Source organism: Agrobacterium sp. ST15.13.013, from assembly GCF_027956525.1.
Taxonomy (GTDB): domain Bacteria; phylum Pseudomonadota; class Alphaproteobacteria; order Rhizobiales; family Rhizobiaceae; genus Agrobacterium; species Agrobacterium salinitolerans.
This window is the reverse complement of sequence record NZ_JAQKGP010000003.1, coordinates 143,339-157,409: the sequence shown is the minus strand read 5'-3', so window position 1 is coordinate 157,409 and position 14,071 is coordinate 143,339. Positions and strand designations below refer to the sequence as shown.

The window sequence follows — 14,071 nt, the reverse complement described above, 5'->3', positions numbered from 1 at the left end:
GCAGACGATGCACGACCAAAAAACCCATCACGCCAGATATTTTTTGAAAAACTCCGTTGTCCGCCCCCAGGCGAGATCAGCAGCCGCCTTATCATAACGAGCCGAGGACGTGTCATTGTTGAAGGCGTGGTTGACGCCGTCATAGACGAAGATTTCAAAGGTCTTGCCGTTTTCCTCCAGCGCCTTCTTATAGGCGTCGATACCGGCATTGATGCGCTCGTCGAGACCCGCATAGTGCAAAAGCAGCGGAGCCTTGATGGCAGGTACATCGGCCGCCGGGGCCTGCTGGCCGTAATAGGCGACGCCGGCATTCAGGCCTGCCGATTTGGTGGCGAAACGGTTGACCAGCCCGCCGCCCCAGCAGAAACCGACAGCACCGACCTTGCCATTCGCCCCCTGCCGCGCCGCAAGCCATACCCGGCCCGCTTCGGCATTGTCGACGGTCGCATCCATGTCGAGACCGCTGAACATCTGCCGCGCCTTCTCCTCATCGGCGGGCGTGCCGCCCTGCGGTGAGAGGAAATCGACCGCAAGCGCCCGGAAACCGGCGAGCGCCACCCGTCTTGCCACGTCACGAATATGATCGTTCAAGCCGCGGTTTTCGTGGATGACGATAACTGAGCCGATGGGACCGGAAGCGGATTTCGGCGTAACGAGGTAACCCTTCATCTCACCGCCGGGGGCGGGATAGGTCACCTCTTCGGCAACGATCCTGTCGTCATCGGCCGCGATGACCGCCGCATGGGCGCTGTTGGCCGAAAGAAGCGGGGCGATGGCCGCCGCCGCAGCACCTGACCCGGCCAGCACGGTGAGCTTTTCCATGAATTTGCGGCGGTCGAGGCTGAGATGGGTATATTCATCGTAAGCGTCGATCATGGCCTGCGTGATCTTGGGCTTGTCCATCGCTCTATCCTCCTTGAACGCGCGGATGCGGAAAGATAGCGCAGATCGCAGGGCGGGGAACGAGGCGGGGGCGAGCGGCGCCACACATTTGCGTGAGCGCCCCCTCCGGTTTTTCACATCAGGCGGCGAGATCCACGACAATACGGCCGTCAATCTTGCCCTCTTCCATGCGGTGGAAGATGTCATTGATGTTTTCGAGCTTGTCCCACGAGAAGTGGGCGGCCACCTTGCCTTCGCCGGCAAAGGTCAGCGCCTCCTCCAGATCCTGCCGTGTGCCAACGATGGAACCGCGTACCGTGATGCGCTTCAGCACCGTGTCGAAAACCGGAATGGAGATGAAGCCCGGCGGCAGGCCGACAAGCGCCATGGTGCCCTTGGAGCGCAGGAAGCCGTAGGCCTGCTCCATGGCCTTTGGCGACACCGCCGTCACCAGCGCGCCGTGGACGCCGCCGGTCGCCTTCTGCACCTGCTCCACCGCGTCAGGCGCGCGACCATTGACGACGACATCGGCTCCGAGCTTTTTCGCAAGCGCCAGCTTGTCATCGAAAATATCGGCGGCGACGACATGCATGCCCATGGCCTTGGCATATTGCACGGCCATGTGGCCAAGCCCGCCAATGCCTGAAATGACCACCCACTCACCGGGCCTGACCTCGGTTTCCTTCAGCCCCTTATAGACGGTAACGCCGGCGCAGAGCACCGGTGCAGCCGGGCCGAAATCGAGATTATCCGGCAGGCGGCCAACGAATTTCGGATCGGCAAGGCCATATTCAGCAAAGCTTCCATTGACGGAATAGCCGGAATTCTTCTGGCTTGGGCACAGCGTTTCCCAGCCCGTGCGGCAGGGAATGCAGCATCCGCAAGCGGTGTAGAGCCAGGGCGTTCCGGCACGGTCGCCTTCCTTGATGCCGGTGACGCCAGCGCCGATCTTGGCGACGTAACCCACACCTTCGTGGCCGGGAATGAAGGGCGGATTGGGCTTGACCGGCCAGTCACCCGTTGCGGCGTGCAGGTCGGTATGGCAAATGCCCGTCGCCTTGTAGTTGATGAGAATCTCACCGGGACCGGGATCCGGTATCGCCACTTCCTCAATGGTCAGCGGTTTTCCAAATGCGCGGACAACCGCCGCCTTCATTGTCTTAGTCATGACATACTCCCTAATCTCTGTCCGCCAGAAATCCTCGACGGCAAGCGGAGATTAGCGGGGATGGGGCGTCATGGAATTGACCCATCGCAAATCGGAGCATTTTGCAAGGCGGGATTGTCTCACTTATGAGGCAACCTCACGGTGCTGATTTATTCCAGTGCCAACCATATGGCGAGCCATGCCCACAGGCAGACGACCAGCGCAAAGCCGATGCCGAACAACGCGCCGCGTTGACGCAGGCGATTGCTGGTGACATGGACATAGGAATGAGCATAACGCGAGAGCACGAACAGCCATGCCAGAACGACGGTGACGATATTGTCCGCATCCGTGATGTAAAGTAGCAGGCACGCAATGTGGAACAGGACCGGCAGCTCGAACTGGTTGGCGATATTGCGGTTCACCAGATAGCTTTCGCGCGCTTCCTCGCCGCGGTCGCGCAGCTTGATCGCGGACTCGCGATCCTTGAAGGTGTATTTGTTACGCCGGACGATCAGGAGCGCGTAAAGCCAGAAGACCAGAAAGACATGGGCGATCATCGGCCAGAACATTGCGGTCGTGGGTGACATGCTTTCTTCTCCAATCATCAAAACGCTCCCCGATCCGGCATGAATCGGGGAGCGCCAAATACTCAGTATCCTTTTACGGATTCGCCTCGAAAGATCAAACCGCGCCGGGGTAGTTCGGGCTTTCGCGGGTGATCGTCACGTCATGGGCGTGGCTTTCGCGCAGGCCCGCGCTGGAGATGCGAACGAAGGTGGCGCGTTCCTGGAATTCCTTGATGTTGCTGCCGCCGACATAACCCATGGCGGCCTTCAGGCCACCGGCCAGCTGGTGCAGCACGCCGGAAACCGGGCCCTTGTAGGGAACCTGACCTTCGATGCCTTCAGGCACGAGCTTCAGTGTATCGCGCACTTCCGCCTGGAAATAACGGTCAGCCGAGCCGCGCGCCATGGCGCCAACGGAGCCCATGCCGCGGTAGGCCTTGAAGGAACGGCCCTGATAGAGGAACACTTCGCCCGGGCTTTCATCCGTGCCGGCAAGCAGCGAGCCGATCATGACGGCGGAAGCGCCAGCAGCGATCGCCTTGGCCAGATCGCCCGAGAACTTGATGCCGCCATCGGCGATAACAGGAATATCAGCCGCATTGGCGACTTCGACCGACGACATGATGGCCGCGAGCTGCGGAACGCCGACGCCAGCAACGATGCGGGTCGTGCAGATGGAGCCGGGGCCGATACCGACCTTGACGCCATCGGCGCCGGCATCGATCAGCGCCTTGGTGCCGTCGGCTGTCGCGACATTGCCGGCGATGATGCGAACCGAGTTCGACATCTTCTTAACCACTGAAACGGCATCGAGCACGCGCTGCGAATGGCCATGCGCGGTATCCACGACCAGAAGGTCGACGCCGGCATCGATGAGGCGCTCCGCGCGCTCGATGGCGTCAGCGCCGACGCTGATAGCGGCGGCGGCGCGAAGACGGCCCTGCGCATCCTTGGTGGCGTTGGGGTTCAACTGCGACTTCTCGATATCCTTGACGGTGATGAGGCCGACGCAATTGCCTTTTCCATCCACCACCAGCAGCTTTTCGATGCGGTGCTTGTGCAGCAGGCGGCGCGCTTCCTGCTGATCGACGCTGCTTTCCTTGACCGTGACCAGATTTTCGCGGGTCATCAGTTCGTAAATCTTCTGCTGCGGATCGGAGGCGAAGCGCACGTCGCGGTTGGTCAGAATGCCGACGAGGCGACCGTTCTTGTGGCCGCCGGACCCGCCGTTTTCAACCACCGGAATACCGGAAATGCCGTGCGCCTTCATCAAGGCCTGTGCTTCTGCAAGCGTCGCATCCGGGCCGATGGTGACCGGGTTGACGACCATACCGCTTTCGAACTTCTTCACCTGCCGGACTTCTTCGGCCTGTTCGATGGGGGGCAGGTTGCGGTGGATGACGCCGATGCCGCCGGCCTGGGCCATGGCGATGGCAAGACGGCCTTCGGTCACCGTATCCATGGCGGAAGAGAGGATAGGCAGGTTCAGATCGATATCGCGGGCAATGCGGGTGGCGATATTCGTCTGTCCCGGCATAACCTCGGAATGTCCGGGTTGCAGCAACACATCGTCAAATGTGAGAGCGTCCAAACCAGTGGGTGTTTGAATGATGCGTGCCATGACCAAATTCCTTCATACTGAAAATGCGTGGCCGTTCCGGAACGAAAAGTTCACCCCGGCGCCCTGCAAGGATTGCTTGGAAGTTGGCGAGGGCTGGTAACACGTTCATGACAGGAAGGGAATAGAAAAAACCCGGAATTGCCTTCCGGGCTTTCTTTGTTGCTGCATTGCAGCAGACGTTATAGCGCGTCGTGTGGGTCCTTGCCCCACACGACGCGCTATAACTGCTTGTTTTTATGCATGTCGTTATCGCAAAACCGCTGAACACTTTTGCGCGACATGCATTAGATGTCGAACTGATAGGATTTCGGCACGAAACGATAGCCCGTATCCAGCTTTTCCGCGTAACCCACCGCCGGGAAAGGCATGTGATACCCAAGGAAAGGCAAGCGGTCAGTGGCGATCATGTCATAGACCTTCTTGCGGGTCGCAGCGGCTGCCGCCTTGTCCATGTCGAACTTCACCTCCCAGTCCGGCTTTTGCAGGGAAAGGACGAAATGGTTGGCCGTATCCGCCGTCAGGATGAGTTGTTTGCCTTCCGATTCGACACGGAAGATCATATGGCCCGGCGAATGACCGAAGGCCGCCACACCGGTAATCCCGGATACGACACTGGCGCCGTCGCCAATGAAGCTCGCCTTGTCCGCCAGCGGCTTGACGTTCGTGAGAACGCCCTTGTGACCGCCTTCCGCAGGCGTGCCGACACGTTTCTCATCCGTCCAGAAATCATATTCCGCCTGACCGAACACGTAGCGCGCCTTGGAAAAAGCCGGAGCACCCTTTTCCATCAGCCCACCGATATGATCGCCATGCATGTGGGTCAGCACCACCACGGTCACATCTTCCGGCGTATAACCGGCGGCCGCCATGCCCTCGATCAACCGGCCATTGCCCGCACCGCGCCCGGCTTCTCCGAAGCCGGTATCGAACAGCACGAGATCGGTGCCGGTATTGACGAGGACCGGCGAGAAGGAATTGACGAATTGCTCTTTCGGCAGAAAATTGTCTTCCAGCAATTTTCCAACCGTCTCGGGCGATTGATCCGTGCCGAAGGTCTCGCCGGGATTGGGGGCCGCGCGTGCGCCATCCTTCACCACCAGCACTTCGAAATTGCCGAGTTTGAAGCGGTTGGTTTCAGGTGGCATCGCGTGTTCTATCTCCATGGAAGTCTGCGGCTGGCTGGTCTGGGCATTTGCGTTGCGCACCATCAAAATTGGCGCACCGAGAACGCTTGCGCCCGCCGCACCGATGAGGCCACGTCTGCTCATGCTGAAGGATTTGGTCATTATCTTACTCCCGATATCGCCAACTGGCCGTGATTGCCAACTGAACTCACCCAACGGACAATAGAGCGAGAAAGTTGCAAGAAAACCGGCCTCACGCAGGTTTGATCGGAACTTGAGAAATTGATAATTAACGTGTTGGCAAGCCGGGTTATCAGGCGTAGGAGGAACGGCGATATCCTTTGTCGCAGCGGAAAGCCGCAGGCAGCCTCAATGAACCGCATCATTCCACTCATCCTGGCAGTCGCTCTCTTTATGGAGCAGATGGACTCCACCGTCATCGCCACCTCGCTGCCGGCAATTGCCGCCGATCTTCATGTCGGCCCGATCACGCTCAAGCTCGCATTGACGGCCTATATGGTGGCGCTGGCGATCTTCATTCCCATCAGCGGCTGGATGGCCGACAAATATGGCGCGAAGAAAATCTTCCGTTTCGCCATCGGCGTTTTTGTGGTGGGGTCGATCTGCTGCGCGGTGTCGTCCTCGGTGTTCGAATTCGTACTTTCGCGTTTTTTGCAGGGCATGGGCGGGGCCATGATGACGCCCGTCGGACGTCTCGTGCTTTTGCGCACGACCAAGCGCAGCGAACTCGTCTCCGCCATGGCGCTGCTGACGATCCCCGGGCTCGTCGGACCGCTCACCGGACCGCCCATCGGCGGTTTCATTACCACCTATTTTTCATGGCACTGGATTTTCCTCATCAACGTGCCGATCGGTATCATTGGCATCTGGCTGTCGACGATCTTCCTGCCGGAAATCGAAACGACAAATCCGCCGCCGATGGACGGCAAGGGCTTCGTGCTTTCAGGCATCGCCGCCTCCGGCGTGGTGTTCGGCCTCTCCGTCGTCAGCCTGCCCGCGCTGCCGCCAGCAATCGGCATCGCCTCGACCATCATCGGTTTCATCTGCGGTTTTCTTTATCTGCGCCACGCCGCACGGCACCCTGCCCCCATTCTGGATTTTCGCATTTTTCAGAACGCGACCTTCCGGGCGGCTTCCGTCGGCGGCACCGTTTTCCGCATTTCCACGGGCGCCATACCCTTCCTGATGCCGCTGATGCTGCAGATCGGTTTCGGGCTGAACCCGTTCCAGTCGGGCATGATCACCTTTGCCGGCGCAATCGGCGCGATCACCACGAAATTCATGGCCAAGCGGGTGTTTGCGGCAACGGGTTTCCGCTCGACACTGATCGGGGCCGGTATCGTCGGCGCGTTCACGACGCTTGCCAACAGCTTTTTCACGCCTGAAACACCCTATCCGCTGATCATGATCTTTCTGGTCACGGCGGGATTTGCCCGATCCTTCTTCTTCACCGGATCGAACGCGCTGAGTTACTCCGATATCGAGGATAGTCAGGCCAGCCAGGCGACCTCGATGGCGTCGGTGTTGCAGCAGATCAGCCTCGCGCTGGGCGTGGCTTTCGCCGCCTCCATTCTGGAAGTCAGCAGCACGATGTCCGGCACGCACCTGCAGCTCGCCGATTTCCACATCGCTTTCACTATCGTCGCACTGGTATCGCTGTTCGCCATAGTGCCGATCATCCGCATGGACGGCAATGCCGGGGCGGCCGTCTCCGGCCACCGCGGCAAGGTCTCGCAACCGGCGGAGTGATTAAAGCGTCCTTTGTGCGCCCGTTTGGGCGTACAAAGGACGCTTTAACTCTTTGAATCTGGGCACCGTTACGGACAAAAATCGAATATGGCTTTCTGTCCGATGCGCTAGTCTTCGGAAGCCTCTCCGGCCTCCACATCGACCTGCGGCGCGTTCTTGCGGCCCTTGAAGTGTTTGGCAAGCAGGAACATTTCCACCGACTCCGAACGTGACGAGGCCGGTTTGATATGCAAGACCTGCTTGAAGTTCTTCTTGAGCATGTCCAGCAGCTGCTTTTCCGTGCCGCCCTGGAAGGTCTTGGCAAGGAAGTGCCCGCCCTCCGCCAGCACCTGAACGGCAAAATCGGCCGCGACTTCGCACAGATGCATGGTGCGGATGTGGTCGGTCTTCTGGTGCCCGGTGGTGGGCGCGGCCATATCCGACAGCACCAGATCAGGCGTACCGCCGACGGCCTCCATCAGCTTTTCCGGCGCGCTCGGATCGAGGAAGTCCAGCTGCAGGATTTTCACGCCGGGAATAGGATCGATCTCGAGGAAATCGATGGCCGCAACGCGAATGTCATCTTCTGTCGAATCCGTCACCTTGGAGGCGATCTGCGACCAGCTGCCGGGTGCGGCGCCAAGATCGATGATGCGGCGTGCGCCCTTCAGAATCTCATGCTTGTCGTTGATTTCCAACAGCTTGAAGGCGGCGCGGGCGCGATAGCCCTCAAGCCTGGCGCGCTGCACATAAGGGTCATTGATATGACGTTCCAGCCAGCGGCGCGACGAGGCCTTTAGCTTGGTCTTCTTGACCTTCTGGCCGATCTTGCGGCCGGTGCGGTTGTTGCTTGTCGGCGCCTTGCTCATGTCAAACCTTCCGTCCTGTCCTGCCGTGCCATCTGCATGCGCCTTATCCGGTTGCGCCGCCATGCGCCGTCATCCGCCATCATATCCGTCAGCAGGCCTTCGCGAAGGCCGCGATCCGCCACGCGCATGCGCCGCGCCGGCCAGCGGCGGCGAATGGCCTCAAGGATGGCGCAGCCGGCCAGAACCAGATCGGCCCTGTCAGGCCCGATGCAGGCATTGGCAGCGCGGCCCGCGAAATCCCATGCCAGAAGCTTGTCCTGCATGGCCGTCACCTCGGCATCGGAAAGCCAGAGGCCATCCACCTTGCGGCGGTCATAGCGTGGCAGATCGAGATGGACGCCGGCAAGCGTCGTCACGGTGCCCGAGGTCCCGATCAGGTGAAAATCCTCGTGATGGGTCTGCGGCGCGAGAGGCGGGCAGTGGAAGGCGTCGAGCAGCCCTTCGACTTCCCCCACCATGGCGGCGAAAACATCCGGCGTCACATCGCGCCCGCCATGACGTTCCGAAAGCGTGACGACACCGACCGGCAACGAGGTCCAGTGGGTGATGTGATTGGCGAGCCGGTTCGAGCGATTTTCCCCGACCTTGATAACGGCGATTTCCGACGATCCGCCACCAATATCGAACAGCACGACAGAGCGCGCTTCACGCCCGACAAGCGAGGCGCAGCCGGACACCGCAAGGCGAGCTTCAGTCTCGCGGCTGATAATTTCGAGCTTCAGTCCCGTCTCCCGCGTAACTCGCGCCAGAAACTCCTCGCCATTCGACGCAGCGCGGCAGGCCTCGGTGGCAATGAGCCGCATGCGCCTGATCGGACGACCGGAAAGCTTCGCGGAGCAGACTTTCAGCGCCTCGACAGCTCGATCCATGGCGTCGTCGGAAAGCCGGCCGCTCGACACCAGCCCCTCGCCCAGCCGGACGATGCGCGAAAAGGCGTCGACGACCCGAAACTGGCCGGGCCTCGTCGGCTGCGCGATTAGAAGCCGGCAATTATTGGTGCCGAGATCGAGCGCCGCATACATATCCGCCGTCGGCTCCTGGCCATGCTCGTGCTGGCGACCGGCATGGCGGGTGGATAGTTCGGATTGCCGATGCGGGTCCTGCCCGACCCCTCCTGCCCGGCCGTTCTGCTTGCCAACGTGTTTCGGCGCATGGGTGGGAACCAGCGGACGACCCTGTGGATCGCGATGACCACGCTTGCGGTGGCGCGACTTTCGCCCTGCGCCCGGCGGCACGGAGGATGGATTGGCAGCATCTGTTGCAGCTGAACCCTGCGCCTGCACGGTGGAAGCTGGGGCAGCCTGCTGAGAAGCACCCTTGCCGCGAGAGCGCCTGCGACGCTTTCTCTTGCGCGGCTCGGCATCCGGCTCAAGAGCCGATACGTAGGAGGAACCGGCCGGAACATCTGCGGCAACATCATGCGACAGCACAGCAGCGTCACGGGGCTGACCGTCACGCTTGTGTTTCTTGCCACGACGGGATCGCTTCGCTTTCCCTTTGTTCGCCACCGACGCCCCTTGTTCCGACGGCTTTGGGCCGTTTCCGGGGTCGATCACTGTCTTGTCCATTTCGCCGCGCACAAGCGTAGACGCTATGCTGCTGGCTTTCATAAGGTTTCGTTGGGCCGACAATACCAGCGCAAGCGATTTTAGCCAAATGGTTTTTGGCAGGCGTCTTGTGGGAAGGGCTGATGCCTCGCCAAGGCTGGGCGAGCATCGTCACGATCGCGGCTATGATTTCCGGATGCTTTCGAAATCGGAAGGCAGGTCAGCTCGTCGCCGGGCCTTGCGCGGACACCCACAAGTCATGAAAGGGCACCAATGTGGAGAAAATACTCCCCTCTCCCGGTAAGTCCTTGTGACATATAAACTTACTGGGAGAGGGGAATGGTACGGTTGAGTGGGGTCGAACCACCGACCTCAGGTGCCACAAACCTGCGCTCTAACCAACTGAGCTACAACCGCACATGAAACGCCGAAGCGGCGTCACGGGGGGTGACATAAAAGGTGTTTTGCCCATTTGCAAGTGCCTGTTCGAATTTTGCGAAAAAAGGCGAAGAAAGGCAAGCTCTTTTCAATGGGCCGGATTGTCACTAAGAGGCCGCGGCGGCCTGTTGACGTTAACTCTATTTGGCGATTCATCCGGCGGATGGTGGACCGGATCGCCCTGTGAAGTTATTTAAAATTCTGTTAACGTGATGCCTCGGCGGGTTTACGTTTAGAGCTTCATGAGGAAGCCGAAAGCCCGCGAGGTCCGGTAGTGCCAGAATAGGTTTCGACATGCCCGCCGTCCAGTATCCCTTTATCGATATCGCAGTGCATGAACGGGTGCGTGACGGTTTCGGGCGCGGCGAGGCCATGGCGTTGTTCTCGCTCGACCTTAAAAACGCCCTTTGGGCCAATGGCCGGGGTGCGGCGCTGTTTGGCACGCCGATGGTCTATGATTTTCTGGAACAGGGCCCGAAACCGCAGGACGTGACCTTCCGGCAACTGGCGGCCGCGGCGGCGCGGCTTTCCAAAGCGGGCGACAGCCTGCCGTTTACCATTCGCATCACCTCGGGTTTCCGCAGCCTTGCCGTTACCGCGCGCGCGGAAGTCATCGAGGCCGAACCCGGCCAGCCCGCCATCCTGTTTTCCGCCCTCACCGACCAGGCCGCACCCGACACGGCGGAATGCGCCCGGCGCATGATCGAAGGGTTCGACGACCCCGATATCCATATGGCGGTTCTGAACGGCGAGAACGAGATTGTCGCTGCTTCCCCCGGCTTTTCTTCTCTCGGTATTACGCCCCACACAGCGCGGACGCTGGTGAAGATGGCGGCCGGACAGCCCGGCCATCTCGTCAAGCGGCCGGTGCCGACCGGCAAGGGTTATCTGCCCGCGGCCACCGGCCAGATCGCGACATCGCCCGAACTGAACCTGATGTTCGTGGTCGAAACCGCGCTGGGAACACTCGATCCCGTCAATGGTTTTTTCGAAGACAGGCCGCAGGAAGCGCCAGCCCTGCCGGTTGCGGAGACCGAGACTGTTGCCGCTGCAACCTCCTTCGATTCCGTGCTCGACGCTGTTGCCGGCATCGAGGATGTGGAAGAGGTACAGGAACTGCCGGTCGATCCCGAAGAAGAAGCGCCAGCGCAGCAGGATGACGACAGCGTCCTGTCCCTGCCGGAAGACGAAACGGAAACCCCGGCGGCCCTTTCCGCGCAGGACGCCGACACCGCTGCGAATGTGGCGATGACGGACGACATCGCCGATCTTTTCGAACTCGATGAGGATGAAGCAGAAGCGCCCTTAACCGAGCGAGCAATCGCCGATGCTCCTGCGGAAGAGGCTCAAGCCGAAGAAAACGCAGTCGCGGACGATGAAATCGTCGAAACCGCGCCCTCAGAAGCTGCTCCTGCGGCGGATGAGGAGGTAGCGGCGGAGACGGAGACCGAAGAGACGGATGTCGGCGCTGGCGCAGAAGCGCAGCCTTTTGTTTTCAATGCCGGTGCGCGCGCTTCCCGTTTCGTCTGGAAAATCGATGCGGAAGGACGCTTCAGTTCGATCTCGCATGAATTCGCGGAGGCGGTGGGCGCCAAGGCGGCTGCCGTTGAAGGCATGGGCTTTGCCGATGTCGCGGCCCTGTTCAATCTCGATCCCGACGGCAAGATCCGCGAGCTTCTCGGCCGACGCGACACATGGTCGGGCAAGACGATCTACTGGCCGGTGGAAGGCACATCGCTGATGGTGCCGATCGATCTTGCCGCCCTGCCCACCTATACGCGCTCCCGCGAATTCGACGGTTTCCGCGGTTTCGGCATCGTGCGGCTTGCCGACGCCGCCGAAGACCCGCATGCCACCGGCCTGACCTTCCTCAACGGCGAAGAGGCAGATCCCGCGGAAGCCCTGCCGCAGCACGCCATCGAGGATGAAAGCCACGAATTGCTGGCCTTTATCGATGAGGATGACGACGCGGCGCAAGACGCAAGTTCCATCGCTGATGATGAGGCCCCGGTAACGCAAGCCGATGCGGCGGATGGTGCATCGGACGTGGTTTCGGCAGAAGAACAGCACCATGATTATACCCCGCCGGAATTCGAAGCGCCGGTTGCGGCGCCCGCTCTGGAACCGGCCTATTCCGACAAGGTCGTCCATCTGGAGGAGCGCCGCTCGCGCTCCCGCGAGGGGCTGACCGCAGGCGAGCAGGCCGCCTTCCGCGAAATCGGCAGAGCCCTTGCGCCGGCGGATGCTGCTTGCGAAGAAGACCGGGAAACGGATGAGGAGGCCATTTCCGCTGAGCCGATCATGCAGGATATCCAGCGGGATATCGATGCGGATGCTTCGGAAAGCGCGCCCTCCGAAACGGAAAATGACGGCAATAAAACCGAGCCCGCGGAGGAAGACGATCTTTTCGCCGATTATGTTCGTGGCGAGCAGCCTGCGGCCATTCGTGCATCCGCGGATGAAAGCGGTTCCGACGAAAAGCAGGAACCTGCGGCTGACGAGCGGCCGGCTGCCGATATTGCCGCCGCCATGGTCAGCCCATCCGTTCGCCCCGCGAATGCCTTGACGGCCGAGACGCTGGACCAGATGCCCGTGGCGCTTCTGGTGCATGCCGGCGACAGGCTGATCCACGCCAATCCGGATTTCCTGCGCTTGACAGGCTATGGTTCTCTCGACGAACTCGAAGAGGTGGGGGGTCTGGAAGCGCTGCTGCAGCGGCAGGAGCTGGAAGAAATGCCGGACAATGAAGGCGGCATGGTGGTCGTGAGCGCCGAAAACGACATCATTCCCGTCAAGGCGCGGTTGCAGTCTATCCGCTGGGAAGAGACCAAGGCGCTGATGCTGTCTTTGGTGCCGCTTGAGGAAAAGCAGGCGCCGGTTGCAGCAGCCAACGAAAATATTGCCACTGGCGACGCCGAAGGTGCGGAAGCAGGCAGCCTCTCCCTGTTGCAGGGGGAAGTGGAGGAGCTGCATTCCATTCTGGAAACAGCCACCGACGGGGTTGTGCTTCTGGGAGACGAAGGCGAAATCCGCTCGCTCAACCGTTCCGCCAGCGCGCTGTTCAACTATGACAACGCTGAAATCGCCGGCAAGCCTTTCGTCACCCTCTTTGCCCATGAGAGCCAGCGCGCCGTGCTGGATTATCTCTCCGGCCTTGCCAATAACGGTGTCGCCAGCGTGCTGAACGACGGCCGCGAAGTGATCGGCCGCGAAGCCTCCGGCGGCTTCCTGCCGCTGTTCATGACCATCGGCCGGCTAAAATCCTCGCATGGCTATTGCGTGGTTATCCGCGATATCACCCAGTGGAAGCGCACGGAAGAAGAACTGCGCAACGCCAAGCGGGCTGCGGAAACCGCCAATGCCCACAAGACTGATTTCCTGGCGCGCGTCAGCCATGAAATCCGCACGCCGCTCAACGCCATCATCGGTTTCTCCGACATGATGGCGACCGAGCGTTTCGGGCCGATCGGCAATCCGCGTTATGTGGAATATGCCAATGATATCGGCCGTTCGGGCCGGCATGTGCTCGACATCGTCAACGATCTGCTCGATATCTCCAAGATCGAGGCCGGGCAGATGGATGTGGATTTCATTGCCGTGCCGCTTAATGAAACGGTGGCCGAGGCGGTCTCGCTGGTGCAGCCGCAGGCCAATAACCAGCGCGTCATCATCCGCACCGCGCTTGCGCAATCCGTGCCGCAAATCGTCGCCGACCTGCGTTCGATCAAGCAGATCGTGCTGAACATCCTGTCCAACGCCATCCGCTTCACGCCTTCCGGCGGCCAGATCGTGGTGTCCACCGCCTATGAGGCCAATGGCAGCGTGTCGCTGCGCATTCGCGACACCGGCATCGGCATGACCCGGGCGGAACTGGAACAGGCGATGAAGCCGTTCCGGCAAGTGGCTTCGTCCGGCAAGCGTGTACGCGGTGACGGCACCGGACTCGGCCTGCCGCTGACCAAAGCCATGGTGGACGCCAACCGGGCGAATTTCTCCATCACCTCCACGCCGAATGAAGGCACGCTGGTGGAAATTACCTTTCCGTCGCAGCGGGTTCTTGCCAACTGAGGCCATGCGGGCGTAGCAATGCGAGAGCCGCCGGCACCATGGTCGCCGGTTGAGGCC

The 14,071-nt window shown here is 60.7% G+C and carries 9 protein-coding genes and 1 tRNA gene; 2 read left to right on the top strand and 8 right to left on the bottom strand.

Going from position 1 to position 14,071, the window contains the following annotated elements:
• Positions 1-27: 27 nt before the first annotated feature.
• The 5 genes from PL597_RS04425 to PL597_RS04405 form a co-directional block, all read right to left on the bottom strand.
• On the bottom strand, positions 28-903 hold the full coding sequence (locus PL597_RS04425) for a dienelactone hydrolase family protein (protein ID WP_271364653.1): 876 nt from the start codon (positions 901-903) through the stop codon (positions 28-30).
• 118 nt (positions 904-1,021) lie between these two features.
• Entirely contained in the window at positions 1,022-2,050 is a 1,029-nt protein-coding gene (gene adhP, locus PL597_RS04420; protein ID WP_077983357.1) for an alcohol dehydrogenase AdhP, read from the bottom strand.
• A gap of 149 nt (positions 2,051-2,199) precedes the next feature.
• Positions 2,200-2,601, bottom strand: a complete 402-nt coding sequence (locus tag PL597_RS04415) for an MAPEG family protein (protein WP_162520487.1) — start codon at positions 2,599-2,601, stop codon at positions 2,200-2,202.
• 112 nt (positions 2,602-2,713) lie between these two features.
• Entirely contained in the window at positions 2,714-4,219 is a 1,506-nt protein-coding gene (guaB, locus tag PL597_RS04410) for an IMP dehydrogenase (protein ID WP_271364652.1), read from the bottom strand.
• 284 nt (positions 4,220-4,503) lie between these two features.
• On the bottom strand, positions 4,504-5,505 hold the full coding sequence (locus PL597_RS04405; RefSeq protein ID WP_271364651.1) for an MBL fold metallo-hydrolase: 1,002 nt from the start codon (positions 5,503-5,505) through the stop codon (positions 4,504-4,506).
• Between the two features lie 210 nt (positions 5,506-5,715).
• Here PL597_RS04405 and PL597_RS04400 point away from each other — a divergent pair, with 210 nt between their 5' ends.
• Complete coding sequence (locus PL597_RS04400; RefSeq protein WP_271364650.1) at positions 5,716-7,113, top strand: MDR family MFS transporter; 1,398 nt, start codon at positions 5,716-5,718, stop codon at positions 7,111-7,113.
• A 107-nt stretch (positions 7,114-7,220) separates the two neighbouring features.
• Here the strand turns inward: PL597_RS04400 and PL597_RS04395 are convergent, their stop codons facing one another.
• From PL597_RS04395 to PL597_RS04385, 3 genes are all read right to left on the bottom strand, one after another.
• Positions 7,221-7,961: an RlmE family RNA methyltransferase gene (locus PL597_RS04395; protein ID WP_191217058.1), complete on the bottom strand. Its 741-nt coding sequence runs from the start codon at positions 7,959-7,961 to the stop codon at positions 7,221-7,223.
• On the bottom strand, positions 7,958-9,571 hold the full coding sequence (locus tag PL597_RS04390) for a Ppx/GppA phosphatase family protein (RefSeq protein ID WP_271364649.1): 1,614 nt from the start codon (positions 9,569-9,571) through the stop codon (positions 7,958-7,960). The genes PL597_RS04395 and PL597_RS04390 overlap by 4 nt, the downstream gene beginning before the upstream one ends.
• 277 nt (positions 9,572-9,848) lie before the next feature.
• A tRNA-His gene (locus tag PL597_RS04385) sits at positions 9,849-9,925 on the bottom strand.
• Positions 9,926-10,240: 315 nt separating this feature from the next.
• Here PL597_RS04385 and PL597_RS04380 point away from each other — a divergent pair.
• A complete protein-coding gene (locus PL597_RS04380; protein ID WP_271364648.1) occupies positions 10,241-14,014 on the top strand; it encodes an ATP-binding protein in 3,774 nt (1,257 codons plus the stop codon).
• The last annotated feature ends 57 nt before the right edge of the window (positions 14,015-14,071 follow it).

Coding starts and splice junctions, on each gene's coding strand:
- PL597_RS04425 (WP_271364653.1), bottom strand. CDS start 903: ATGGACAAGCCCAAGATCACGCAGGCCATGATCGACGCTTACGATGAA.
- adhP (WP_077983357.1), bottom strand. CDS start 2,050: ATGACTAAGACAATGAAGGCGGCGGTTGTCCGCGCATTTGGAAAACCG.
- PL597_RS04415 (WP_162520487.1), bottom strand. CDS start 2,601: ATGTTCTGGCCGATGATCGCCCATGTCTTTCTGGTCTTCTGGCTTTAC.
- guaB (WP_271364652.1), bottom strand. CDS start 4,219: ATGGCACGCATCATTCAAACACCCACTGGTTTGGACGCTCTCACATTT.
- PL597_RS04405 (WP_271364651.1), bottom strand. CDS start 5,505: ATGACCAAATCCTTCAGCATGAGCAGACGTGGCCTCATCGGTGCGGCG.
- PL597_RS04400 (WP_271364650.1), top strand. CDS start 5,716: ATGAACCGCATCATTCCACTCATCCTGGCAGTCGCTCTCTTTATGGAG.
- PL597_RS04395 (WP_191217058.1), bottom strand. CDS start 7,961: ATGAGCAAGGCGCCGACAAGCAACAACCGCACCGGCCGCAAGATCGGC.
- PL597_RS04390 (WP_271364649.1), bottom strand. CDS start 9,571: ATGAAAGCCAGCAGCATAGCGTCTACGCTTGTGCGCGGCGAAATGGAC.
- PL597_RS04380 (WP_271364648.1), top strand. CDS start 10,241: ATGCCCGCCGTCCAGTATCCCTTTATCGATATCGCAGTGCATGAACGG.